The 22,822-nt window shown below is 70.2% G+C and carries 19 protein-coding genes and 2 pseudogenes; 12 read left to right on the forward strand and 9 right to left on the reverse strand.

From position 1 onward, the window contains the following. Positions 1 to 159: 159 nt before the first annotated feature. The 4 genes and pseudogenes from ACWCXC_RS08495 to ACWCXC_RS08510 all read right to left on the reverse strand — a co-directional run. Complete coding sequence (locus ACWCXC_RS08495; protein WP_450887515.1) at positions 160 to 1,425, reverse strand: MFS transporter; 1,266 nt, start codon at positions 1,423 to 1,425, stop codon at positions 160 to 162. Between the two features lie 648 nt (positions 1,426 to 2,073). Beyond that, positions 2,074 to 2,439 (reverse strand): response regulator transcription factor, encoded by a 366-nt coding sequence (locus ACWCXC_RS08500; protein ID WP_450887517.1) that lies wholly within the window; start codon positions 2,437 to 2,439, stop codon positions 2,074 to 2,076. Then, positions 2,343 to 2,885: a response regulator gene (locus tag ACWCXC_RS08505; protein WP_450887519.1), complete on the reverse strand. Its 543-nt coding sequence runs from the start codon at positions 2,883 to 2,885 to the stop codon at positions 2,343 to 2,345. The genes ACWCXC_RS08500 and ACWCXC_RS08505 overlap by 97 nt, the downstream gene beginning before the upstream one ends. Before the next feature lie 351 nt (positions 2,886 to 3,236). Continuing rightward, positions 3,237 to 3,344: pseudogene (locus tag ACWCXC_RS08510) on the reverse strand (helix-turn-helix domain-containing protein); the annotation flags it as partial. A 14-nt stretch (positions 3,345 to 3,358) separates the two neighbouring features. Between ACWCXC_RS08510 and ACWCXC_RS08515 the strand changes: the two are divergent. Then, positions 3,359 to 3,538, forward strand: a complete 180-nt coding sequence (locus ACWCXC_RS08515; RefSeq protein ID WP_450887624.1) for a hypothetical protein — start codon at positions 3,359 to 3,361, stop codon at positions 3,536 to 3,538. Here ACWCXC_RS08515 and ku read toward each other — a convergent pair. Both ku and ACWCXC_RS08525 read right to left on the reverse strand, forming a co-directional pair. After that, positions 3,532 to 4,404 carry a non-homologous end joining protein Ku gene (gene ku, locus ACWCXC_RS08520; protein ID WP_450887521.1) on the reverse strand — a complete coding sequence of 291 codons (873 nt, stop codon included), beginning with the start codon at positions 4,402 to 4,404 and terminating at the stop codon, positions 3,532 to 3,534. The two genes, ACWCXC_RS08515 and ku, sit on opposite strands and share 7 nt — an antisense overlap. A gap of 385 nt (positions 4,405 to 4,789) precedes the next feature. Then, complete coding sequence (locus tag ACWCXC_RS08525) at positions 4,790 to 9,151, reverse strand: NACHT domain-containing protein (protein ID WP_450887523.1); 4,362 nt, start codon at positions 9,149 to 9,151, stop codon at positions 4,790 to 4,792. 325 nt (positions 9,152 to 9,476) lie between these two features. Between ACWCXC_RS08525 and ACWCXC_RS08530 the strand changes: the two genes are divergently transcribed. The 3 genes and pseudogenes from ACWCXC_RS08530 (at position 9,477) to ACWCXC_RS08540 (ending at position 11,705) form a co-directional block, all read left to right on the forward strand. Then, positions 9,477 to 9,767, forward strand: coding sequence for a hypothetical protein (locus ACWCXC_RS08530; protein ID WP_450887525.1), 291 nt, complete (start codon positions 9,477 to 9,479; stop codon positions 9,765 to 9,767). A 335-nt stretch (positions 9,768 to 10,102) separates the two neighbouring features. Further along, positions 10,103 to 10,316 (forward strand): annotated as a pseudogene (locus tag ACWCXC_RS08535) (hypothetical protein); the annotation flags it as partial. Positions 10,317 to 11,129: 813 nt separating this feature from the next. Beyond that, a complete protein-coding gene (locus ACWCXC_RS08540; RefSeq protein ID WP_450887527.1) occupies positions 11,130 to 11,705 on the forward strand; it encodes a coenzyme F420-0:L-glutamate ligase in 576 nt (191 codons plus the stop codon). 243 nt (positions 11,706 to 11,948) lie between these two features. On the opposite strand, the gene ACWCXC_RS08545 is transcribed toward ACWCXC_RS08540, so the two are convergent. The 3 genes from ACWCXC_RS08545 to ACWCXC_RS08555 form a co-directional block, all read right to left on the reverse strand. Beyond that, entirely contained in the window at positions 11,949 to 12,440 is a 492-nt protein-coding gene (locus tag ACWCXC_RS08545) for a hypothetical protein (protein WP_450887529.1), read from the reverse strand. Between the two features lie 160 nt (positions 12,441 to 12,600). Further along, positions 12,601 to 13,302, reverse strand: a complete 702-nt coding sequence (locus tag ACWCXC_RS08550; RefSeq protein WP_450887531.1) for an HAD family hydrolase — start codon at positions 13,300 to 13,302, stop codon at positions 12,601 to 12,603. Further along, positions 13,299 to 14,801: a helix-turn-helix domain-containing protein gene (locus tag ACWCXC_RS08555; protein WP_450887533.1), complete on the reverse strand. Its 1,503-nt coding sequence runs from the start codon at positions 14,799 to 14,801 to the stop codon at positions 13,299 to 13,301. The genes ACWCXC_RS08550 and ACWCXC_RS08555 overlap by 4 nt, the downstream gene beginning before the upstream one ends. 342 nt (positions 14,802 to 15,143) lie before the next feature. Here ACWCXC_RS08555 and ACWCXC_RS08560 point away from each other — a divergent pair, with 342 nt between their 5' ends. The 8 genes from ACWCXC_RS08560 to ACWCXC_RS08595 all read left to right on the forward strand — a co-directional run bounded on the left by ACWCXC_RS08560 (position 15,144) and on the right by ACWCXC_RS08595 (position 22,811). After that, the gene (locus ACWCXC_RS08560) at positions 15,144 to 15,467 is read left to right on the forward strand and encodes a hypothetical protein (RefSeq protein ID WP_450887535.1); all 324 of its coding nucleotides are present in this window, start codon (positions 15,144 to 15,146) and stop codon (positions 15,465 to 15,467) included. 433 nt (positions 15,468 to 15,900) lie between these two features. Continuing rightward, positions 15,901 to 16,932 carry a hypothetical protein gene (locus ACWCXC_RS08565; RefSeq protein WP_450887537.1) on the forward strand — a complete coding sequence of 344 codons (1,032 nt, stop codon included), beginning with the start codon at positions 15,901 to 15,903 and terminating at the stop codon, positions 16,930 to 16,932. 155 nt (positions 16,933 to 17,087) lie between these two features. Next, positions 17,088 to 18,998 (forward strand): glycoside hydrolase family 15 protein, encoded by a 1,911-nt coding sequence (locus ACWCXC_RS08570; RefSeq protein WP_450887539.1) that lies wholly within the window; start codon positions 17,088 to 17,090, stop codon positions 18,996 to 18,998. A gap of 26 nt (positions 18,999 to 19,024) precedes the next feature. After that, positions 19,025 to 20,542, forward strand: coding sequence for a sensor histidine kinase (locus ACWCXC_RS08575; protein ID WP_450887541.1), 1,518 nt, complete (start codon positions 19,025 to 19,027; stop codon positions 20,540 to 20,542). Between the two features lie 74 nt (positions 20,543 to 20,616). Further along, a complete protein-coding gene (locus ACWCXC_RS08580) occupies positions 20,617 to 21,123 on the forward strand; it encodes a roadblock/LC7 domain-containing protein (protein WP_450887543.1) in 507 nt (168 codons plus the stop codon). Continuing rightward, on the forward strand, positions 21,120 to 21,521 hold the full coding sequence (locus ACWCXC_RS08585; RefSeq protein ID WP_450887545.1) for a DUF742 domain-containing protein: 402 nt from the start codon (positions 21,120 to 21,122) through the stop codon (positions 21,519 to 21,521). The genes ACWCXC_RS08580 and ACWCXC_RS08585 overlap by 4 nt, the downstream gene beginning before the upstream one ends. Before the next feature lie 46 nt (positions 21,522 to 21,567). Further along, positions 21,568 to 22,155, forward strand: coding sequence for a GTP-binding protein (locus ACWCXC_RS08590; RefSeq protein ID WP_450887547.1), 588 nt, complete (start codon positions 21,568 to 21,570; stop codon positions 22,153 to 22,155). Then, positions 22,155 to 22,811 carry a GAF domain-containing protein gene (locus tag ACWCXC_RS08595; protein WP_450887548.1) on the forward strand — a complete coding sequence of 219 codons (657 nt, stop codon included), beginning with the start codon at positions 22,155 to 22,157 and terminating at the stop codon, positions 22,809 to 22,811. Before ACWCXC_RS08590 ends, ACWCXC_RS08595 begins: the two co-directional genes overlap by 1 nt. The last annotated feature ends 11 nt before the right edge of the window (positions 22,812 to 22,822 follow it).

The raw sequence follows: 22,822 nt of genomic DNA on the forward strand, positions 1-22,822 counted from the left end.
CCCTCAAGCTCAGCGGCCCCCTCGACCGGCAGGCGCTGCGACACGCGCTCGACGGGCTCGTGGACCGCCACGAGATGTCGGCGGGGCATTCCGCCGAGACGTAGCAGCCCATCCCCTACAGCTGTCCCGCCCGGCCCCGAAGCCGGCGTGTGCCGTGGATCATGAGGTGCCGCTCCGGTGCGGTAGCCCGGCCGCCATGACCAGCGCCGCGCCCGCCGGGAGGACGGTGGAGAGCAGGAACACCGGCTGCGCGCCGAAGTGGTCGGTCAGCGTGCCCGCGAGCAGGATGCCGAGCGAGCCGCCCGCCGCGCTAAGGGAGGCGAACCACGCGAACGCCTCGGTCCGCACCCCGCTGGGCACAGTGCTGCTTAGAACGGTGCTCGCCAGGGCAGCGGCGGGCGTGGTGGCGAGTCCAGCCGCGAACATCAACGGCAGCAACAGGGCGACGGAAGCAGGGGCCGCGAGCAGCGCGAACCCGACAGCCGCGCACACCGAGACCACCGCGTACTGGGCACGAATACCGCCCTGCCAGGACCGGGCGCTGAACACCAGACCGCCAGTGACCGCGCCGCCCGCCCACACGGCGAGGCACGGTCCGGCCACTGCGGGGGCGCCCAATTCAACGACCCGCGCGGAAGTACCGACCTCGACCATGCCAACGGCAAACATCTGAGCGAACCCGGCCAGGCTCACCATCCAAGCCGTCCGCGCCGTGCGCACCTTCCTGCGCGGCGCAGCGGCAGCCCGTCCGTTGGACGGACGCCGCGAGGGGCGGGCCGACAAAAATACCAAGGCACCGACAGCCGTGAGTACTGCCGCGCCCAGCAGGGCGTGGTACGGCGCGGCCAAAGCCACCGCAGCACCGACAACGGCTGGACCGATCACGAAGGTGGCCTCGACGCTAATGGCGTCCACGCCGTACGCGGCCGTGCGGACCTGTTCGTCGTCGGCGAAGGCCTCCGCCAAGAGGGTGCGCAGCGCCGGAGTGATCGGGGGCTGCGCGGCGCCAGCCACCAGCGCACACGGCACCAGCCACGCAGACTGATCAGTCAATGCTGCGGTGACGAGACCGGCGACGCCCAGCGGCCCGGCCACTGCGCACACGATGAGGGTGGCGGTTCCGTGCCGGTCGATGAGCCTGCCCAGTAAGGGGGTACACACCGCGATCGCGATGCCGAAACAGGCCACGACCAGCCCCGCCATGCTGAAGCGCTGGGCCGACTGCCGCACGGTAAGCAGGATCGCCACGGGGTACATGCTCTGAGCTAGTCGTGCGATGAGGGCGCCCACCAGGGCACGCCGAACACCTACCACGGTGAAGACCACCGCGAACCGGCGGACACCGCCAGCCCTGGCCTTCGAAGACTCCGCCGCGCTCCCCACGGCACGAGTGGGCTGCCGCGCCGCCTCCGATGGCTCCGTCACCGGTCGGCCTCCTCAGGGAAACCGAAGGAGACGAGCCGTACCGGGACCCGCCAATCGCTGTCGGACCGAACCGGGGCTCGACCGGATCGGAGAGACGCGCGTCGGCGGGACCGTGCCACGTGGACCTGGGTGATCTCCTCAACCTCGTGGGCCCATGCCTGCAGTTCCTCGGGACTCATCAACGCACGGCGACTGGTCACGGAGGCAGCCCGCCGCCAGATAGGGGTCAGTCGGTCAAGTCGGCTAGTAAATGAGACCAGAGCGTGGCCTGCTCGCGCTAGCAGAACCAACAGCAGCCGCTGCAATGGTTCAGTGAGGGCACGGTCCCGCTGGTCAAGCCGTGCACCGACACAGTCGTACGTGACCTGCCAATAAATCTGCCGCCGCGGGACGCATCTGACGGCCTCCACGAGGGTATTTTCTGACAACAGGTATAGATGATGTACACAGAGGCGTTCAGGGATATCCAGAAGATGGGCGCAATCGCTCAGGGTAAGCGCACCACGCTCGTGAAGCAGTTCGAGGAGCCCCAGCCGTAAAGGATGCGCCAAGGCGTGCAGTGACGGCCGGTCTGCGAGTTCCCTGGGGTGCTTGCCGTCGTCAGTCATACGCAACCTTTCAGAAGGCGGGCGGGTTGGGGCGTAGGGTTCATACTGCGACGAGACCAATCTGCCAGGCCAAGCGCGCCGCCTGCACCCGCGTACTCAGGCCCAATTTGGTAAGGATGTGGGACACGTGCGTCTTGATTGTGGTCTCGCTCACCTGTAACTTGCGACTGATCTGCCGATTCGAGATGCCCTCCGCCACCCACCTGAGTACTTCGATCTCGCGTTGACTCAGCTCAGCCAGCGGCGAGGAGGAGTTGAGATTCGCGCTGGCCGCTGGGGTGAGACGGAAGCTTTGGAAGAGTGTCGCGGTCAGATCGGGGCTAAGGAAGGCCTTTCCAGCAGCCGTCGCACGGACGGCGGTGATGAGGTCGCTGGCGCTGAAGCCATTGTGGAGGCATCGAGGCATCCGTGGGCCCCGAACGCGATTGCCTCGGCAAGCAGGCGGTCGGCGTCGATTTCCGTTGCAACGATGCGGAGACCCTGCCCTGGCAACGGATTGCCCGAAAGCTCTCGCAGGACGTCGACGCCGCCGCGGTGGCAGAGGTGAAAGTCGAGTACCAGCACATCCGGCTGCAGTGTCCGCACCAGCGCGTCCGCCTTGTGGATGTCCGCGGCCTGCCCAACAACTCTGATGTCCGAACTCCTGTCAATGAGTGACCGGGTGCCTTCTCTTACCAGGTCATTCTCGATCGCGAGGACAGTCCGTATAGGCGCGACGGTCTCTGGGGATAAGTCGGCGGCGGTAGTCGATGCGGCCCTCACTCTCCCGCCCCTGGTCGCACGGAATCCTGAGATGCAGATGACGGCGCCGTCAACAGCTGGGCCACGCTCCAGTGCGATGGGATCTTCCACGTCGTCGGTGCGGGACCGAAGGGCCTACGCCCCGATGGGCAGGGCCACCGACTCGGAGCCGAGGGCATCCGCGCCCAGTAATACGGCATCAAGCATCCACGCTGCGGGACGTGCAGCAACGCGGGGGTCAGCACCTGGGCTCGAGGGGGCTCCTGAACAATGGCCAACGCTCCGGGTTCCTCCTGTCGACGCGGTGTCGTTGGACACCGCCGAGGGGGTACAGGTTGAGCACGTGCGGGTCGTGTTACTGAGACTCCAGAGGAGAGATGGAACCGTGCAACGGTAAACGATCGATAAAGGCGGACGCCAGTACCCATGTGAACCGCCGTGTCGGTGCGGCAGCAACGGGGATCACGAAGCCAACCCTGGCCGCATCGCGCCGCCACGTGAACGGAAGGTGACCCCGGCGTCCGCGAGGAGATCATGCACACCGCCGTAGGAGCGGCCGGTCTCCTCGGCGCGCAGGGTGCGCGGTGCAAGCTGACGGGCGGACGCTGTACAGCCCCTACAGCAACAGCTACGTCGATGCCCCGGGCGGCCTGGACATCGACCATCTCGTCCCGCTCGCCGAAAGCTGGGACTCCGGGGCCTCGGGGTGGACGGCGGCCGAGCGGGAGCCGACGCCAACGACCTCGCCGAGGACCGCTCACTGATCGCGGCGACCGCCGCGAGGCTTCTTCCCGGTGGCCTTCTTGCGGGGGCGTATCTCGTGGACGGTGGCGTCTTCGTCCCGTTCGCCACGCTGCTCCTTCGCCGCCGCGACGGACGCGTTCAGGGCCGCCATCAGGTCCACGACCGCCCCCGGCTCCGCCTCCGTTGTCTGGGCCGGCTCGGGGCGCTCCGTGCCCTCGGACTTCGCCTCGATCAGCTTTTCCAGCGCATCGCGGTAGCGGTCCCGGAACTGGGCGATGTCATCGGTGGTCATGGACTCGGCGAGCTGGAGGGCCTGTTCGACCTCCGCCTCCTCCAGCTGGACCGGCTTCGGGGTCAGGGACTCGGGGCTGCGGACCTCGTCGGGCCAGTGCATCGCGTGCAGGACGATCGCGTCCTGCCGCACCTGGAGCAGCCCGAGCCGCTCGCGCCCGTGCCACGCCCATTTTGCGACGGCGACCTTGTCGGATCGTTCCAGGGCCTGGCGCAGGAGGGTGTAGGGCTTGGCGGCGACCTGGCCGTCGGCTCCGAGGTAGTAGCTCTCGCCGATTCGTACGGGGTCGATGGTGCCGGCGTTGACGAACGCGACGATCTCGATGGACTTGGCTGTCGGCAGGGGCATCGACTCCAGCTCCTGGTCGGTGACCGGGACGAGGTTGTCCTTCGAGATCTCGTAGCCCTTGCCGATCTCGTCCTGCGACAGCTCCTGTTCGTCGATCTCGCAGACCTTCCGCGTCCGGACGCGGCCCATGTCCGCGAGGTGCACTCGCCGGAAATGGATCGAGTGGTCCTCGGTCGCACTGATGATCTTCGTGGCGATGGTGACCAGCCCGAAACTGATCGCTCCCGTCCACAGCGGTCGCGGCATCCGTCGCACCTCCAGCCCTGACCGGTTGGTTCGCGGAGAGCGACCCGTACGCCGTGCGCAGTTGTTTGTCCGCGCTGTGTGACCGAGCCTGCTGCCCGCACCTCGATCGTCGCCTGACCCGTTGGTCTCTGTACCCCGGCCCGCGGTCAGAAGTTGAGTGGCTCCGTCGCTTCCCGGATCGCACGCGGCCGCCCGCCACGCTCGACGGACGCATAGCCGACCACGCCATCACCATGCGGGGCCCGGCATCCGTGCAGACGGGCGACCTCTCCGAGCACACCGACGTCCCCGTGTCCCGGTGACGATCGCGTCGACGGAGCCCCGGTCGGCCGGCTCGCTGTCCTCCGGTCCTCCGAGGCCGCTCTCCGAGGTCCCGTCCGCGCGCCTACGCGTCCAGGCCCACCGTGAGGCGGTCGGCCGCCGCCGGGTCGAGGATCGCGGTCCAGCGGGGCTCGGTCAGAGGGGTGCGGCGGTGGCGGATCGCGGCGTCTCGCAGACCGGCCAGTGCCTCGTCGAGGTAGGGGCCGGCGGCCAGCGCGGATTCGGCGACGGCTCGCAGGTCCTCGTCGCGGCGGTGCAGGGCGGCGAGGTCGAGGGCCTTCTGGAGCACGGCGAGGGGGCCGTGGGCGAGTCCGGACAGCAGGGTGTGCCACTGGGCCGGGTCGGTGTCGGTGGCGAGCCGGGTGAGCGGCTTCTGCCACTTCCAGCCGAGGCGCGTGACGTGGTGCGGGACGTCGCTGCCCGCCGACGACCCGACCGCGCGCTCGGCGACCATCACGGTGACCGAGACGGCCGCCGCGGGGTCGACCGCGCAGAGCCGTTCGGCGAGGAAGCCCGCGCCGCAGGCATGGATGTCCGCGGTCGTGCGGGCCGCCCGTACCTCCGCCCGGGCGGCGGCCAGCGCCGCGGTGACCTCGTCCGGGCCGGTCAGCGGGGCGAAGCGGCAGTGGAGGAACGACCGCAGCGGGGCGAGGGTCCGCCGGAGCCCCGGAAGGGTGGCGGCCGTCGCGAGAGCGGCGTCCAGATCCGCCCAGTCCGGGTCGCCGGCCTCGTCGGCGGTGGCGGTCGCCGCGAGGCCGTTCCAGTGCCGGAACACCTCGGAGGCGCGCTGCCACCAGCCGGCGCCGAGCGCCTCGGCCAGCTTCTTCTGCCGTTGCAGCGTGGGGCGTTCGGCCGCCCCCAGCCGAACCAGGTCGCCCCAGAGCCGCAGGGCCGCAGCCTTCGCGGTGTCGTCGGGGCAGGGGAGCGTCCGGTCCCACAGGTCCGAGCACCAGGCGGCCAGGTCCGGACCGTACCGGACGAGTGCCGCCCTGGCCCCGGCGGCGGGGGCGTTGTCCGGCCGGTTGGCTGCGGACTTGGCGAGCCGGGCCAGCCACGGCAGGTCCGCGGACGGGATCCGGTGGCGCAACGCCCCGGCGATCAGCCTGTGGTCGCCCTGGGCGTGATCGGCGAGCGCCGGGTGCAGGACCTTGTGCAGGTTCGTGCGCGCGGAACCGTGCCAGGGCCGGTCGCCGTGGTAGCGGGGCCAGTCGTTGCGGCCCCGTACGAGCTGGTCGTGGTGGGCCTGTTCGAGGGCCCGCCACCGGTCCAGCGCGGCGAGGGCCTGGTGGTCGCCCGCTGCGGAGAGCGGTACGAGGAGACGTGCGGCACCGCCCGGAGCCAGCCACACCGCGTCGCACCGGACCGTGCCCCACGGTGCGCCTCCCGACGCACCGGAGGGGCGTGCCGCCGAGGACCAGGGCACGAGGCGGGCCGCGCGGCCGGGCGGGAGCGCGGCGATCCCCGCCATCGCGAACCGCGCCTCGGGACGCCGGTCGCTGACCACGGTGAACAGGGCGAGCTGGTGGGCGCACCACCGCTCGGCGGCGGCGACCCCCTCACCCGGTGGCTGCGTGCGGCCGGTGCCGGTGCCGTGGCCGCCAGCAGCGGCCGGACCGTCCGGATCCGCAGCACGACCGGTGACACGATCCCGGTCCGGGGCGGCTGCGCCGTCCATGAGGAGGGGCGGGAGCAGGGCCCGGGCGACCTGCTCGATGCGGTCGGTTCCCGCGCACAGCGCCACGGCCTCGTCCAGCACGCCGTACACCTCGCGCGGCGCCGCACCGCGCAGCCGGTTCCCGAGCCGGGTGAGGACGCCCCGCAGCCGGGGCGGCAGAACGTCGAAGGGCCGGTCGCCCTCCGCCGCCAGTCCGCGCAGCACGGTCAGGGGCTCCTGGTCGCCCGCCGCCGTCTCGGACCAGTAGGCGTCCAGGATCCGCTGGCCGTCCGTGATGTCCTCCTCGGTGCCGGCCGGGCCGCCGGGCCGTCCGGGTCCGAGCCGGGCCGCCGACTCGGCCGCGCGGTCCATGAGCTTGGCCCACTCCGCCTTCGTGCGTCTGCGGTGGATCGCCGGTAGACAATGGAGTACCTGTGCCCGCAGGCCGTTGCGCCGGGCGAGCGCCAGCAGTTCGTGCATCCGGGCGACGCCCCAGACGCCTTGGTGCTCGGAGAGGACGTCGACCAGCCGGGCGGCGAGATTTCCGTGGCTGGTGGCGCTGTTGCCGTCGAGCCGGACCAGCCATGACCAGAGGCAGAGGTGGCCGCCGCACCCCGTCGGCGGCGCGTCGCCGTCGGCGACGGGCCGGTTCAGACACGTGCGTGGGCCGGCGCACAGCTGGTGCAGCAGCGACCAGACCGCCCGGGAGGCCTTCGCGTCCGCGCCGCCGAAGCGGCACAGCACCTCCAGCACCCGGTGGCGGAGGACGGGATGGCGACGCAGGACGACGCCCAGGTCGGCGGTGACCACCTCCGGTTCGGGATGGCAGCGGGTGGGCAGGATCGCGAGCAGTTCCTCGGCCAGGGCCTGCGGCACCTTCTCGCGCAGATACCGCTGGATCGGCTCGCGCTCGTGGACGTACAGGTGCGGCAGGAAGGCGTAACAGCGCACAGCGATGACCTGGAGGTCCACCTCCGCGCAGGCCAGCAGATTCAGCAGCAGCGCCGCGGCCTCGTCGCGCGCCGCACCGGCCAGCCGTACCCCCTGGACGATCGCCTGCTCCGCCACCGAGGCCCGCAGGAAGTCGTCCGGATGGTGTTTCAGATGCGCCGCCAGCGCCTGGTAGTAGGAGAGGCCCGCCTCGTCGGCGAGCCGGGACACGCACCGCCCCGCCGCGTACTCGTACAGGGTCTGGTGGAAGAACTGCACCGACCCCGCGGCACCCTCCTCCCGGTCCGGACCGGCCCCCGCTCCGGACACCGCCGTCTCGGGGGACGCCGTACCGGCGCTGCGGGCCGCCGAACCCGCACGGGTGAGCACACCGCGTTCCTCCAGGACCGCCACCTGCTCGTCGGGATCACCGCCCGTCGGCCCGGCATCGGCCAGCGGCAGACGCTTCGCGACTTCGACGGCGGACAGCGCCACGGTCCCGTCGTGCAGCATCAGCCGCGCGGCTGCCTGGGCCGGCCACGACAGATCCCTGGTGTCCGCCACCACGTCCGCACCGTGGCGCCGGTCCTCGCACACCCGCCGCGCCCAGTAGGTGTCGTACACCATCGCGGCGTCGATCTCGGCGGTGTCCATGCCCTCGACGTACACCTGGAGCAGCATGCGCAGGGTCAGGGGCCGGGCGACGACCTCCCGCACGGGAAGACCGCGCACGGCGGCCGCGAGCAGTCGCTCGGCCGTGCCGTACTGGATGTCCTCCGACAGGTAGTGGCGGCAGTAGGCGGTAACGGCGCGCTCCACCTCACCGTCGAACCGGAAATCCTCCACATGCGTCGACACGTCGAAAGGCGCGCCCCCGAGAACCTCCTCCAACTGGGCCCGGTCACGGGTACGGCAGGTCAGCGCGAGCGGCGTACCCCGGCTCTGGCACAGCTCGACCACCTGCCGCAGACGCGCCCGGCCGTCAGCGGCGCGCAGAAGCAGATCGGCGCTGTCGATCAGGACGATGCGGCCCCGCCCCGACTGCCCCTTCCCGGAGTCGACGAGCGCCTTCAGCAGCCGCGCCCCGAGCCGCAGGTCCAGTAACTCCTCACCACGCAGAAGACGCGGCACCAGCGCCGGTCCCCGCCTCCGCCGGGCCGAGGGCGGCCCGGCGGGTACGTCGTCGGGCGGCGGTCCCGCCCGGCGTTCCCGCAGTGTCGTCACCAGGTACCACAGCAGGCTGGTCTTTCCCGTGCCCGGCTCACCGAGAACGACCTGCACGGGCCGTCCCGGTTCCCCCGAAGCCGCTTGCTCCTCCAGCCTGCGTGCCAGCGCCTCCTCGTGGCCACGCACCACGTACACGTCTCCCAGCGCCACCGCGCCGGGGCCCCCGAGCGTTCCGGCCTGCGCGAGCGCCCTGTCGTGGGCGTTCTCCAGACAGACGAGGTGGCTCCTGCCGCCGTCGCCCGCGCGGCGGGCCGGTGGTGGATCAGCGGCCAGGAACTCGTCCGCCCGCGTCGTCCATGGCGCCGGCAGCCGGCCGCCGACCCGGCCGAGGGCCATCACGGCCTCGAAGACCCGCAGCCGGTCCCGGCTGAGCGGCCGGTCGGCCTGCACATCCCAGCGCAGGGTGGAAAAGGTCTGATCGGTCAGCACCGGGATACGGTCGGGCGCCGCGACCCGCCCCTGCTGCCGGTCGAGCTCCATCTGCGCCGCGATCTCGCGGCGCAGCCGCTCCCACACCTTGCGGTCCGTGCGCAGAGTCAGATCGGGGTTCAGCCGACCGGTGGCGGACGTGCCGCTGAGCTCGTCGTACAGACGGGCCAGCGACCGCCGGAGCAAGTCGGTCGTCCCGTTGCGCCGATTCCTCTCCCGGCCGTCCCCTGGCCCCGGGCCCTGTCGATCCGTCACCACGCGTCCCCCGTACGAAGCCGATCCCCAGAGTAAGCCAAGCGCCCGCACCGGCACCGACCGGTGAACGAGACCTCGCGCGAGTTATCCGCGCGCCTCTCTCACCTGCACCTGTCCGCGCGTCCACGTCTCTTTCCGGCTGCCACCTCGGACGAGTTACGCCCCGCCTGTCCCGGCCCGCACCGTGAAGTCTCACGCCGGCACAGCCCGGGGTGCGGGCCCGCACCTCACCTTCCGATCCGTTGGTGAGGTCCGCATGATGCAGTTCGTCCTGTCCCAGCTCCACCATGTCCCATCCCTGCTGCCCTCCCTGCTCTTCCCACTGTTCCCCTCCGAGTCCGCCGTCCCTCGCGCCGACCAGGTCCGCAACGGCCTGCGCCTGGTGGCCGAGTGGTGTTCCTGGCACCCCTCCCTGGGCGTGTCCCTGACCGCCCGGACGGTCACCGACCTCGTGGGCGACGAGGGAGCACGCCTCTGGTTCCGCGTGACCGGCAGGGTCCTGTGGACGTCCTGGACGGCGGCGCGCGAGCGGAGGCGGCGAGGGTAGGGGCGCCCGCGCGTACGTTCAGCGGCGGGACTCGGACCCCCGCCGGAAGCGGTGACGTTACGGAGTGGTGGCGTCCGGGCCGACCCCGGCCCGGACGCCACCACTGGCGGGATCACAAGCGAATGCCGCGACCGCCCTCCGTGGCCGCTCCCACTGGCATACCCAAGGTTGTCGAGGGAAACGGACTGTCGTGGAGCGCGGCCTGACGCAACGGCTTCTGCTGACCGTCTGCTGACGTCGGTGGGGCCGGGCGCCTCAGGATCCCCCGTATCCACTGTCCGCCAGCACAGGCCCCGGTTGGGGCGGTGTCACGGCCCGGCCGGTTACTCGACGGCGCGTACCTGAGCGAGCTGCTGGAGATCTTCGAGGCCGAGGGCGTGGACAGGTTCGTCTTCCTGCTCTCCCTGCGCGGCTACCCGCATCATCCGGACGGCGATCCCAGGGACGATCTGGACCGCGCCGGCCTGGGCATCGCCAAACTTCCTCGAAGGGAGCCGAGGGCGGACCTACCGCGACACGGGGCGGGAACCCGAGGCCGACCTCACGGCCCGCGGTCTGCCCGGGCACCTCGACGGGAATCAGGCCGGTGGAGACTCGTCGGCGACCTCGCCGTCTCCCGCCGAGCGCTCGACGCCGCCCAGGCGGCCGCGGCCGAATTGCCGGACGACCTCGCGCAGTGCGTCGGCGGCTACGGCATCGACGCCTTCCTCCTCCTGGCCGCCGCGACTACCGGGTCCGTCAACTCCGTGCAGTTCCACGAACCCAGGCAGCACGCGGGGTCGTTCACGCACCTCCCGGCGATCTTCCACCAGGCCGTGCCGGTCCTGCTGCACCTGACGGCGGCATGGCCCCAGCTGCCCGCCCCGGCCGGCACCGGCACGGTCATATACCGGACAAATGGCCGGGCGCTGCCGCCCGACCGTGTCCGAGAGATGGCGGAATCGCTCACCGCCCTCGTGCCCGGCCCCGGCGGCTACGATGACGGGCCCTGGCCGCAACACCTCGCCGCTGCCTGGCGGGCCGTCATCTGCGGTGCACCAGCCCTCGATGCGGCCGGGCGGCTGTGGCCGCACTACCTGCGCCGCGTCTGCGGCTGGCTCACCAGCGCGCAACACGCCACCGTCCGGCACCGAGCCCAGATGCTCTACGCCGCCCATGACCGTCTACGCACCGCCCTCTCCCCAGCAGCAGGAGCACCATGACCGCCACCTCGTCCACCACCTCCGGGTTCTCCGCGTTCGGCCTGGAACCCTTCCCCGCAGTCCGGCCCGGCGACGACCTCGCGAGCACCGTCACCAAGGTGCTTTCCGAGAACGGCACCGAACTGCTCGACGACGAGTGGTCGTCGTCGCCAGCAAAGTCGTGTCGATCTCGGAGGACCGCTACGTGGACCTGGCCGACGTCACACCCTCCGACGAGGCCCTGGAGCTGTCGGCCCGAACAGGTAAGCCCGCGACGGTGGTCCAGTTGATCCTGGACCACTCCACCTCGCACTTCCTGGCCACGGCGCGGGGGCCGATCATCGCCCAGCACCGGCTCGGCTACCTGCTGACGTCGGCCGGGATCGACCGAGCCGGCGACAAGGGCGCGTGGCTGCTCCCCGAGGACCCCGACGCGTCAGCCCGGGCGCTGCGGGACGCCTTGGTCGCTCACACCGGCGCGGGCGTCTCGGTCGTCGTCGCTGACTCCGACGGTCGCGCGGATCGACGGGGGGCCACGTGCATCGCCATCGGGGCCGCCGGAGTCGCACCGCTGCGAGTCACCGAGCACGGCGCGAAGCGGCAGGAGGAGACCCAGGTCGACATGATCGCTGCGGCTGCCGGGCTGATCCTCGGCCAGCGCGGACGCGGCGTCCCCGTCGCGATCCTGCGCGGCATCAACTACACGGGCTCGGACGAGGGCGTGGCGGCGATGCTGCATCAAGCGCCGGCCCGGTAGCCACCGGGTGAACGGCCCGCCCCCACCTGCAAACGCGGGGACGGGCCGTCAGTCCCGGAGGGCTGTCGGCTACCCCTCGTCCACGGCCCTGGACGCGATGATGATGGGGCCGCTCAGGTCGCCGATCTGTGCTGCGGGATTCAGGGTGTTCCTCTCGGTGGGTCCGGACGGGCCGGGTGCCCGTGCCGGTGGGGGCGGGCCCAGACGGACCGCCCACCCGCCCCTGGCCGGGGCGGGAAGTCGTCATCTCGTGTGGTGCGTGGCCCAGGTAGCCGCCGCCCGTGCGACCTGCGACGTCCACATGGCCCAGTGGGTCTGGGCGAGGTCAGCCCACCACGCTGCGGAGATCTGCGCGTAGGCGCGGCGCGCCTCGGGGGGTGCGGTCCGGTACGCCGGGATCATGCGGGCCCACTCCTCCGCCGCGACGGGGCTGTGCCCGTACGCGACGAGCCAGACGGCCCAGGAGGCCGCGTCCAGCCACGGCGCCCCGTGCATCGCCCTCCCCCAGCTCACGAGCCGGACCGCCCCGGTGGTGGTGATCAGGATGTGGCTCGGGTCGAGGTGGGTGTGCAGCAGCGCGCGACCGGAGATGTGGCGGTCCTCGTCCGTCGTCCCGTACCCGCCGAGCCTCTGCTCGGCCCGATGCGCTACGCGACGCCCTCGGGCACCTCCACCGTCGAGAGACGGCCGAGGAGCGCGGCGACGGCGGGCAGGACTGTGCTGTGCGGGCGCCACGCCCGGCATTAGGGCGCAGGTACAGAGAAGGCCGGACGAGCGCCGCGCTGCGCCGCCCCGGAGACGCAGGACTCACCGCAAAAGTCGGACGACACAGTCCGCTCGCCTTGGCCCCTCAGTAGACTGCATTCGCGACTCCCGCGAGGAACCGCCGACGGTTCTACAACATGCCATCGATGAGACGAAGTAGCCGGGAACTCGACCTGAGGTCGGGGAGTACATGGTCTGCTCCGGCGGAGCGAAGTTGCTCTTCGCTGGTGGTGCCTGATGCGACTGCAATGACTCTGGAGCCGCCTTCCAGACCGGTCCGGACATCCTCAAGGGAGTCCCCGACGATCACCGTGGTCGCGGACGTGAAGCGATGCCCGTGCTTAGCTAGTGCCCTGTCCTGCGCGATACGTACGAGGGCAGGGCGGTGGGGGTCGTCAGAGGCGTAGCCACCAATGTCCGTGTCGAGGTAGCCGATGAGGCCCAGCGCGGAAAGCTTGATCTCGGCGTTCTTCTGCAGGTTTCCGGTGACAACAGTCGGGATCAGATGCTTGGTCTGCTGGACTGCGGAGAGTGCCTGCACTGCTCCAGGCATGACGACTCCGCTGGTGGCCAACACGAGGCGATGCGCCGCCAGACGCCCTGGAAGCTCCGCGATGATCCGGTCAGCGAGTACGGCCTGGTCCCGCTCCGGAATGCCGTTGGCGCGCAGGAGTTCGCGGACAGCAACGGGCATGGTGACGCCGGTGCCGCGGGCGGGCAGGGTGGTCGGTGGGTATCCGACGACCTCGGTGAACGCCTCGATGTAGACGCGACGGTCGGTGTCTCCCGTGTAGACGAGCGTGCGGTCGATGTCCCAGAGAACCAGGATCACGCTGCGCGCTCCCTCATGACGCTCCGGCCATGCTCCAGAAGCTCGTTGGCTGATGTCGCCGAAGCGTGGCCGCGGGCTTCGTCCAGCATCGCCGTCAGGTTCTCGTCCAGACGAGCCGAGCTGACTCCGGTGACGAGCGCGAGGACCTCGTGGCCGGTGGCCGATCCGGCTTCGACGTCGCCCGAGCGCATCTGTGCCGTTGCGGCGCGAGACAGGAACTGGGCGCGGGTGCGAACCTCGTCGACGGCGAAGGTGTCGCGAGCTGCCGCGAACGCTTCGGCGGCCCGACCGGGTTGCCCAAGATCCAGCAGGCAGCTGCCCGTCTGGCCCCTGATCTCACCAGGGTTGATCCAGTACAGCCAGTGCGGGTCGTTCTCTCCTCGTCCGCGAGCACACAGGTCCTGCGCCTCGTCCAGAGCCGCGCGGGCTTGGCTGGCTTCTTTGAGTCGGGCGTGCCCGCGGGCCTGTCGGGTGAGGAGCATGGCGTGAAGGGCGGGGGCTTCCTGATCGGAGATGGCCTGCCGTGCGGTTCGGGCCGCGCTGATGGCGTGGCGGGGGTCTCCGACGGAGTATCCGTAGATGGCGAGGAAGGAGAGCGCCCCAGCCTTCAGTCTGCTGTCTCCGCTGGCGTGAGCCGCGCGCAGGGCTCCGAGGAAAAGGTCGCGGCCGGCCAGGTGTTCGCCGCTATCGAACTGGTACCACCCGGTTTGAATGGCGGTGTCGGCCGTGACTGCGGCAAGACGCTGACCCGTAAGTTCATCAAAGTTGCCCCCGCGCCGGAGTCGCAGAAGGAACCTGAGATGTGCCGCGGCCGCCCGCGCAAGCTTTCCGCTTCCGCGGCTTGCGTCTGCCAGGCGCAGCGAGTCGGTGGTGCTCTGAAGGCTGGCGAGAAGCTGGTCGGATACGGCGATTCCGCCTCGGAGGTTGGAGGCGACGGTTTCGGGGGGCGCGATGGTCGACTGCAGGATGTACTGGGTTAGCCCAGCAGCGGGCAGGGCCGTGAGAGCCCTGCGGCGGCTGATTCCGGTCATGGTTCCTCCGACGGCTGCCTCTAGTGACGTCACCATACGGGTCGCCGTCCATGGCAGGGCCGGGTCATTTGCCTCAGCAGTGCGCTTCGACTGGGCTTGCGCAAACGGCGTCAACAGAAGTGGAGTCAGGTCGGACGGTATCCCCAGCCCGGTCAGCGCCTCGACGATCGTCTGCGGGCTGTTGATCATTTTGAGACCGCGTTCCACCGCTGAGATGAACCCCTGAGACAGGCCGGTCAGCTCCTGAACGGTCTTCTGTGAGAGCCCTGAGCGCAGCCGGACGAGACGGACCACGGTGCCGAAGTCCCAGTCAGCCAGCGCCTGGTGAACCGCCTCGTCGCGCCAGGCGCGGTCCGGGACCTCAGGAATGGCAGTCGCTCTGGAACACGGAGCGCAGAGAACACCAGAGTTGTACCGACTCATCGGCTTCCGACACTGCTGACACAGGTGGCCCGGTTCGCCGGACATGTCTACCTCGGCTCTGTGGTTGTGATTCAAGGCTTCCCAGCCGCGAACTCCACCGTAGACGGAGATCGTTATCTCTGCAGAGATATCTCTCCAGAAATTCATCCGGACTCAGAACTGGATCAAACTCCTTACGCATCTGGTCGTACTCAGCTGCTGCAACGTCGTTCTGAACACTGGAATCGGGAGGCCGTCATGCTTCACCCTTCCGCGAGCGTTCCATCCGGTCTGATCCTTCGTGGGCCGCTCGGTGTTGGGAGTTCTGTCGGCTCTCTCACCGCGGAACGTCGTGCAAGCCTTGCACGGGTTGTTGCCAGGGTCCGCTCGCACGGGCGGACGCCGCGGGTGTGCCTGTATGCGTTGGCCACCGCGGGCCAGACGCCTCGCCACTCCTTCGACAAGGCTGAAGACTTCGCAGTGCGACAGGGCTGGCAGGCGGGAGATGGGCAGCGCTACCGCGACCACATGGGCGCCGGCTCGCCCGATGCCCGGCCGGGTTGGTGCTGTGTCCGGCGGCAGATCCTGGAGGGGTACGCGGACGGGGTCGTCGTGATCACGACGGATGCCATCAGCGTCAACTTCGAGGAGCTCCGGCGTGAGCTGGACTGGTTCGAGCACCGAGGCTTCGTCGCTGTAGTGGCTCCCGAGGCTGGCCGAGCGTGGGCCTGAAACGCCGATCGGCCTGGCCCGTTGACCGTTCTAAGCAGCTGTCACGCAGCGAAAACCCTGCTGCCCAACAAGGGCGCCGCTGCGTCTGGCCGCCCTGGAGTTGCTCTCCCCTTCATCGGGTCAACCCGTTCCGCCCCGTCCCAGTACCTCGTCGAAGGATTCCCGTGGCTGCTACGAATGTGCGTAACGCCCCCGCCACCACTCCGTCACTCCCACTGGCCCTCAGGGTGAGCAGCCCGCCGAGGGTGATTCATGTACCCCGGGCGTTGCCCGGTGAACGCTTCGACGAAGTCCGACAGGTCCGTATCGACCGTGACGGTGTTCCGGTGATCCACAGCCCGGAGCACCTGGCCTCCTCCACCATGCCCAGTAGTCAGGTTCGGTCGGGGGACATGTGGACGAGCGACGTTGCCGGTGTTCCCGGTGGCGCGCTGTGACCACCCCGATGTCGGCTGACGGCGGCAGCACGGTCCTGGTTGTAACGGAACGCGAGTCGGACACCGGTGACGCGGTGACGCTCGCGCTTCAGGACCTCTCCGTGCGCGTCGCCCGGTTCGACCTCGCCGATGTCGCGCGACGCCACGTCGTTCTCAACGCCCAGTGTCGCGGGGGCAGGTGGGATGGATCGCTCGCCGTAGGTTCTCGGATCACGGATCTTGACGATATCCGGGCCATCCTGTGGTTCCACCCTGGTGTTCCCCGGATTCGCGTCAACGGGATGACTTCCGCAGAGGCCCGGTGGGCGTCGGGGGAGGCGACTGCCGGGCTCGCCGGGGTGTTGGGATCCCTGGACTGCCTGCATGTAAATCACCCGGCAGATATCCGCCGGGCGGAGGTCAAGGCCGATGTGGTCGCCGCTGCCGAGCGATCCGGTCTGGCCGTGCCGCCGACCTGGATCGGAAGCGATCCCCCCTCCGCCCGGAGATTCGCCCGCGCCGCCGGAGGCGGAGTCATCACAAAGGCTCTCACTCTCCCGCAGATCACCGAGCCCGGAAGCCGGGTCCGATCCCTCTACACAGCCCAGGTCGGCGTTGACGATCTGGGAGCCGTCGCCACCGGCATCACGCAGCTCCAGCACCGCGTTCACACCCGCTACGCCGTTCGGGCCCACACCCTCGGCACGCGCACGATCGCGGTCCGGATCGACGCACGCACAGCAGCCGGCCTCACGGACTGGCGCGCCGACCTGGAAAACCTGACCTATACCCCGACCACGCTCCCGCCCTCTGTTGGCGCTGCTCTGACCACCCTTGCGCAGCACTACCGACTCCCCTACGCCGCCAGCGACCTGCTCGTGGACGCCAGCGGCGTCTGGTACTTCGTGGATCTGAACCCGTCGGGGCAGTACCGATGGTTGGAAGCGGCGCAGCCGGACCTCGGCATCAGCCGTGCACTGGCCGTGCTGCTGGCCGCCGGGCGCAGAAGCTCGTCGGTGTGGTCGCGGAGTCGGCCTCGCGCGGGGTGAAGAGCGGGGAGTGCCGGACGGCCGCGCTGCGCGCCGTGTCCTGACTGCCTTCAGTTTCCTCATCCTTGCCGCATCGGTGTCGCGGCTTCCGTTCCTTTCCCTTCCGGCTGTGTCCGGCCCGCATGCCCCGGCTACGCGGGGCTATGGAGATCACGATGACGTCCATCGACAGTTCGCCTCTCATCGAGCAGTACGGCCTGATCGGCGACATGCGGACAAGCGCCCTTGTCTGCGCCAACGGGTCGGTCGACTGGCTGTGCTTACCGCGCTTCGACGCTCCGGCCCCCTTCGCGGGACTCCTCGGCACGCGAGGGAACGGTTCGTGGCAGATCGCGCCGGCCTTGATCGCCGACTGCGGCGGCTCCCAGGACGTGGCCGAGCGGCGGTACCTCCCAGGCTCCCTCGTACTGGAGTCCCTCTGGCGCACTCCGTCAGGCTCGGCTCGGATCGTGGACTTCATGCCGCCTCGCGAGGGAGCGCCGCAGCTGGTCCGCATCGTCGAGGGCCTGGACGGCGAAGTAGACATGGTGTCGGCCATGTGCCCCCGGCCGGGGTACGGGCGCGACACCTGCTGGATCCACGAGGCCGGTGGACGCATGGTCGCGGAGGCGGGCGCGGACGCGTTGTGGCTCGACACGAATGTCCGGCAGACCGAGAAGGACGGCGTCCTCACCAGCCGGTTCACCGTCACCACCGGGCAGAGCGTGGCGTTCGTCCTCAGCTGGTCACCGTCCCTCGCACCTGCCCCCGCGGTGCCCGACCCGCAGGATGCCCTCGCCCGGACCCTGTCGTTCTGGCACGGCTGGACCGAGCAGTGCTCCTACACGGGCCCGTACCGCGAGGCCGTGCTCCGGTCGTTGATCACGCTGAAGGCGCTGACGTACGAGCCGAGCGGCGGGATCGTCGCCGCGCCGACCACGTCGCTGCCGGAGGAGATCGGCGGCACGCGGAACTGGGACTACCGCTATACCTGGCTTCGCGACGCGGCTGCGACACTGGCCGCGCTGCTGGCGTGCGGCTTCCGCCAGGAGGCGCAGGCCTGGCGGCAGTGGCTCCTGCGTGCCGTGGCCGGCGACCCGGAGAACCTGCAGATCATGTATGGGGTCGGTGCTGAACGCGATCTGCCGGAGCGGGAGTTGCCGTGGCTTCCTGGATACGAGGGCTCGGCCCCGGTCCGGGTGGGCAACGGCGCTGCGGGGCAACTCCAACTGGACGTGTACGGCGAGGTGATCTCGACGTTCCACCTCGCGCACCTAAGCGGTGTGGCCCACTGCGCGGACACTGCGGTGCTGCACGAGAAGCTCATCGGACAACTGGCGCGGCGGTGGCGAGAGCCCGACGAGGGGATCTGGGAGGTCCGCGGGCCGCGCAGGCACTTCGTGCACTCGAAGGTGATGGCGTGGGTCGCGGTTGACCGCAGCATTCGCCTGGCAGAGTCCGGTGCACTCGCGATCGACGCCGGGCCGCTGCATGCCCTGCGCACGCAGATCCACCACGAAGTCTGTGCGCGGGGATACGACCCGGTGCGCAACACGTTCACGCAGTCCTACGGCTCGGACGAACTGGACGCCGCGACCCTGCTGATTCCCGCCGTGGGCTTCCTGCCGCCCGATGATCCGCGCGTCATCGGCACCGTTGACGCGGTCCGCAGTGGGCTGGCCACGCCGGACGGCCTCGTTCGCCGGTACCCGACCGCCGGCGAGCACACCGGGGCGGACGGTCTGAGCGGTGACGAAGGCACCTTCGTCCTGTGCGCGTTCTGGCTGGTCGATGCCCTGGCACTGACCGGGCGCCTCGCGGAGGCCCAGCAGCTGTTCGACCACCTTCTGACACTGCGCAACGACCTCGGTCTCCTGGCCGAGGAGTACGACCCCGACCGGCGGCGCCAGCTCGGCAACTTCCCGCAGGCCTTCAGCCACCTGGGACTGGTCCACAGTGCGCAGCTCCTTGACCGGTTGACGGCGGAGGCCTCCGCCCGGGGGGCCGCGGCGGTTCCTCCCGTGCCGCGCCCGGTCGTGCGCGGCACACTCCAGAGCCCTGTCGGCCTGACGCCGCAGCACGCCTAGCCACCCACCCCCTGACGAGGATTCCCATGTCTGACAGCGTCTTCCCGGCACGGTCTGCGCCCGCCGGTCACCGCAGACGGCGGCCCCCGCTCGACACGGTCACGCTGCACGTCGCCCGCCGCGCCGTCGCACTACCCCTGGTGCTTCTTGCCACGCTGCTCGCCACCACCTTCGCCCTCCGGGCCGTGGCCGTGGTGGACGTCGGCTGGCTTCTGGCCGGTCTGGTCTGCGGACTATCCGGGGTCGTCGCAATCGCGGCGCGCGAAGCACGCGCTGCCGCCCGCGCCGCGCACGCGGCCGTGGAGAAGGCCCAGGCCTCGGCACTGGCCACGCTGGAAGGGGCGGCAGCGGCCGTCGGGAAGTCGCTGCAGTGGTCGGCGGAGGAGCTGTGCCGCGGTGGACGCCCGCCGCTGCGGGAACCACAGGTGCCGTCATCAGCCGGCCCCGACTCCGCAATCAATCACACCCTGGGCAATCTCCAGGCGCAGGCCATCGCCGCCCTGATCCGTGTGCACGACAGGTCGCAGTCGTCCATCCTGCTGGAAGTACTGCGCCGTCTCGCCGAACGCGAACACGCCCTGGTCGGCAGGGCGCTTGGTGCGATCAGCGACCTGGAAAAGCAGACCGACGACCCTGATCTGCTGGACCCGATCTTCAAGATCGATCACCTCGTGACCCGCATGCGACGTCAGGTGGAGAGCACGGCGGTGCTGGGCGGGCAGTCCCTACGCAGCACGCGCCGGCCCGTACCGGTCACGACCGTGCTGCAGGGTGCGCTCTCCGAGGTCGTGCAGTATCCGCGCGTGGCGATCGCTGTCGGGCCGGTGGGCGTGGAGCTGGGCCTTCCCGGCCACGTGGGCCCGGACCTCACGCATCTGCTGGCGGAGCTGATCGAGAACGCCTGCGAGTGCTCCGATCCGTCGACGCGGGTGACCGTTCGTGCGCAGCGGGTTGCAGTCGGGTTGGCGGTCGAGGTCGAGGACCGGGCGGTGCGCATCGCCCCGCAGGTGCGGGAACACTTGAACCGCCTGCTGAAGGCACCCGACCAGGTAGACGTCAGCCGACAGGTCCGGAACGGGCAGCTTGGGCTGCTGGTCGCCGCCAAGATCGCACAGTCACACGGGATGTCCGCCCTTCTCCAGGAGAATACGACGGGCGGAACAACGGCCCTGGTCGTCATCCCGGCACGGCTCCTCGTCCCGATGCCCCCCGTCGAGGGCGCCGGTGCGCCGTCCCGGGAAGCTTCCTCTCCTACGCCCCCCGCGCGGCAGGCCGCCACAGCACCGGCATCCACGTCGGCGGGGCGGAGCGTGCACTCGGGCCCGGTCAGCGCGCCGGGGCACGGAGCGGCAGGTCAGACGGCGAACCCGCCCAAGCTGCCCACTCGTTCGCGGCAGCCCGGGGCGTTCACTCCCCCGAGTAGGCGGGAGCAGGTGCCTACTGCCGCGCCGACGCCGGGGCTCGCCGGCGCCTTCCGCGCCGGACTCCACGACGGAGCCACCGCAGGCACCCACAACGCTCGGGATGAGCGCCCCAGCCCCTGAGCTCAGCCATGCCCCACCTCCCCCGCGGGCCCCCTCGCATGCCGGTTACCCCTTCCTCGTCTGGAGCGATTCCCATGAGCGTCCCCCCCGAGAACCACTCCCTGGCCGACGGTTCCGCGCAGGAGACCAGCTCCCAGCGCAGCAGCATGGCCTGGCTGCTGCGGCAGTTCGTCGACGACATCGCGGGCGTCACGCACGCCGTCCTGCTGTCCAGGGACGCACTGTCCCTGCTGGACAGCGACGTAGAAAAGGACTGGGCGGACGAGATGGCGGCCGTTGTCGCCGGCCTCGCCTCCCTCGCGACGAACCTCACCGGACCCACCGGCCTGAAAAGGCCGGCCCGGCAGATCATCATCGAGCGGGACGACTGCCTGCTCTTCATCCAGAGCGCCGGAAGCAGCGCCGCCTTCGACAACTACCCCGGCAACGAGCGCGGCGAGGTGGACACGATCCTCGCCGTCGTCACCGACCCCAACGCCGACGCGGGAACCGTCGGCTTCGAGATGGGCCGCCTCGTGGCACGGTTCGCCCCCTACATGCGCATCCCGGTCCGCGTCGGCACGAACGGCGACGTCCGGTGATCAGGCACGGCCTGACGGACGAGGAATCGACGTTCATTCGGACCTACACCCTGACGCAGGGACGTACCAAGGCACGGCACCTGCTCGCCGTGGACACCGTGCTGGAGGCCGGGCCTGGGCGGCCCGGTCCCGGCCAGGTGGACGCACACAAGGTGATCCTGGGGCTGTGCCGGGATGAGGGGAGGTCGGTCGCCGAACTGGCGGGACTGCTCGACCGCCCGATCACCGCCGTCAAGGTCCTCGTCTCCGACCTCATTGACGCGCATGCCCTGACCGTCTCCGTCACCGGTGCCTATGCAGGCTCCGAACCGGACGGGCGACCCACCACCGACCTGCTGGCCGCCCTCGCGGCCGGCCTGAAGAGGAAGTGGCCCAATGCCTACGCCAAGGCCGGATAGCCCGACCGTGCCGGGGCCACCGCGCCGGCGGTCCGGGGAACTCACCGTGCTGAAGATCGTGATCGCCGGTGGCTTCGGTGTAGGGAAAACCACCGCCGTGGGCGCCGTCAGCGAGATCAAGCCGTTGCGTACCGACGAGTACCTGACGGAGGCGGGCACGAATGTGGACCGTCTGGAGGGCGTCCCGGCCAAGGAAACCACCACGGTCGCCTTTGACTTCGGCCGCCTGAGTCTGCCCGAAGCGCCCGTGCCTTTGCAGCTGTTCCTGTTCGGCACGCCCGGCCAGGAGCGGTTCGTCGACCTCTGGGACGACCTCACACGCGGCGCCGTCGGCGCGGTCGTCCTGGTCGACACCCGCCGCCTGGACACCAGTTTCCCCGCAATCGGCTTCTTCGAGGACCTCGGTCTTCCCTTCGTCGTCGGGATCAACGAGTTCGAAGGCGCGCACCGGTACGACCCCGCAGAGGTCCGTCGTGCCCTCAAACTCCCGGCCGACGTACCGGTGGTCACCTGCGATGCCCGCAACCCGGTCCATGTCGCCGGCGTGCTGCTGACCCTGGTCCATCACGCACTGGAGCACGCCCCGGCACAGCCCGCCCACCCCGTATCCGCAGCTCACCCTGAGGACAACTGATGGCATATCCGCCCGATCACCGCTTCGTGACACCGGCCGCGACACCCCTGCCTCAGCGCACCATGCACATCGAGGACCATGGCGTGACCATGCCGGGTCAGGCTCCCGATCTCGTCCCGGTCTGCGGCTCGGACGCCCTGACGCAGAGGCACCAGCTCCTCCAGCGGCTCGGAATTTCCACCGCGCCCAGTCCGGAGTGGGACGATCTGGCGCGCAGCATGGCCGAGGAGGCAGGGTTCCTCTACGGGTTCATCAACTTGTTCTTGGCCGAGCAGACGTTCGTCGGGCTCTATCAGCCGCACCCGGACAGCGGGCACGTCATCGTCGGCCGCACGATGCGACTCGACCACGGCTGGTGCCCGGCCGTCGTGGACCGACAGAAGGCCCTCCCGCTGCACGACGTGCACGCGAGCCCGCGATTCAGCGGCAATCCGGTGACCGACAGGGTCGGCATCCGCTCCTACTACGGCGCTCCGCTCATTCATCCGAGCGGAGTCGTCCTGGGCACGGCCTGCGTCATCGACCCCGAGCCGCGTCACCTGAGCGATTCCCGCCGGATCCGAGACGTCACCCTCCGCACCAGCGCCCAGGCAGTGGAACGCATCGACCCCGCGTCCGTGCGCCAGCCTGTGCGCGCCCCGGGCCGCAGGCCGTAAGCGATTCCCGG

This window comes from Streptomyces sp. NPDC001515, from assembly GCF_053597115.1.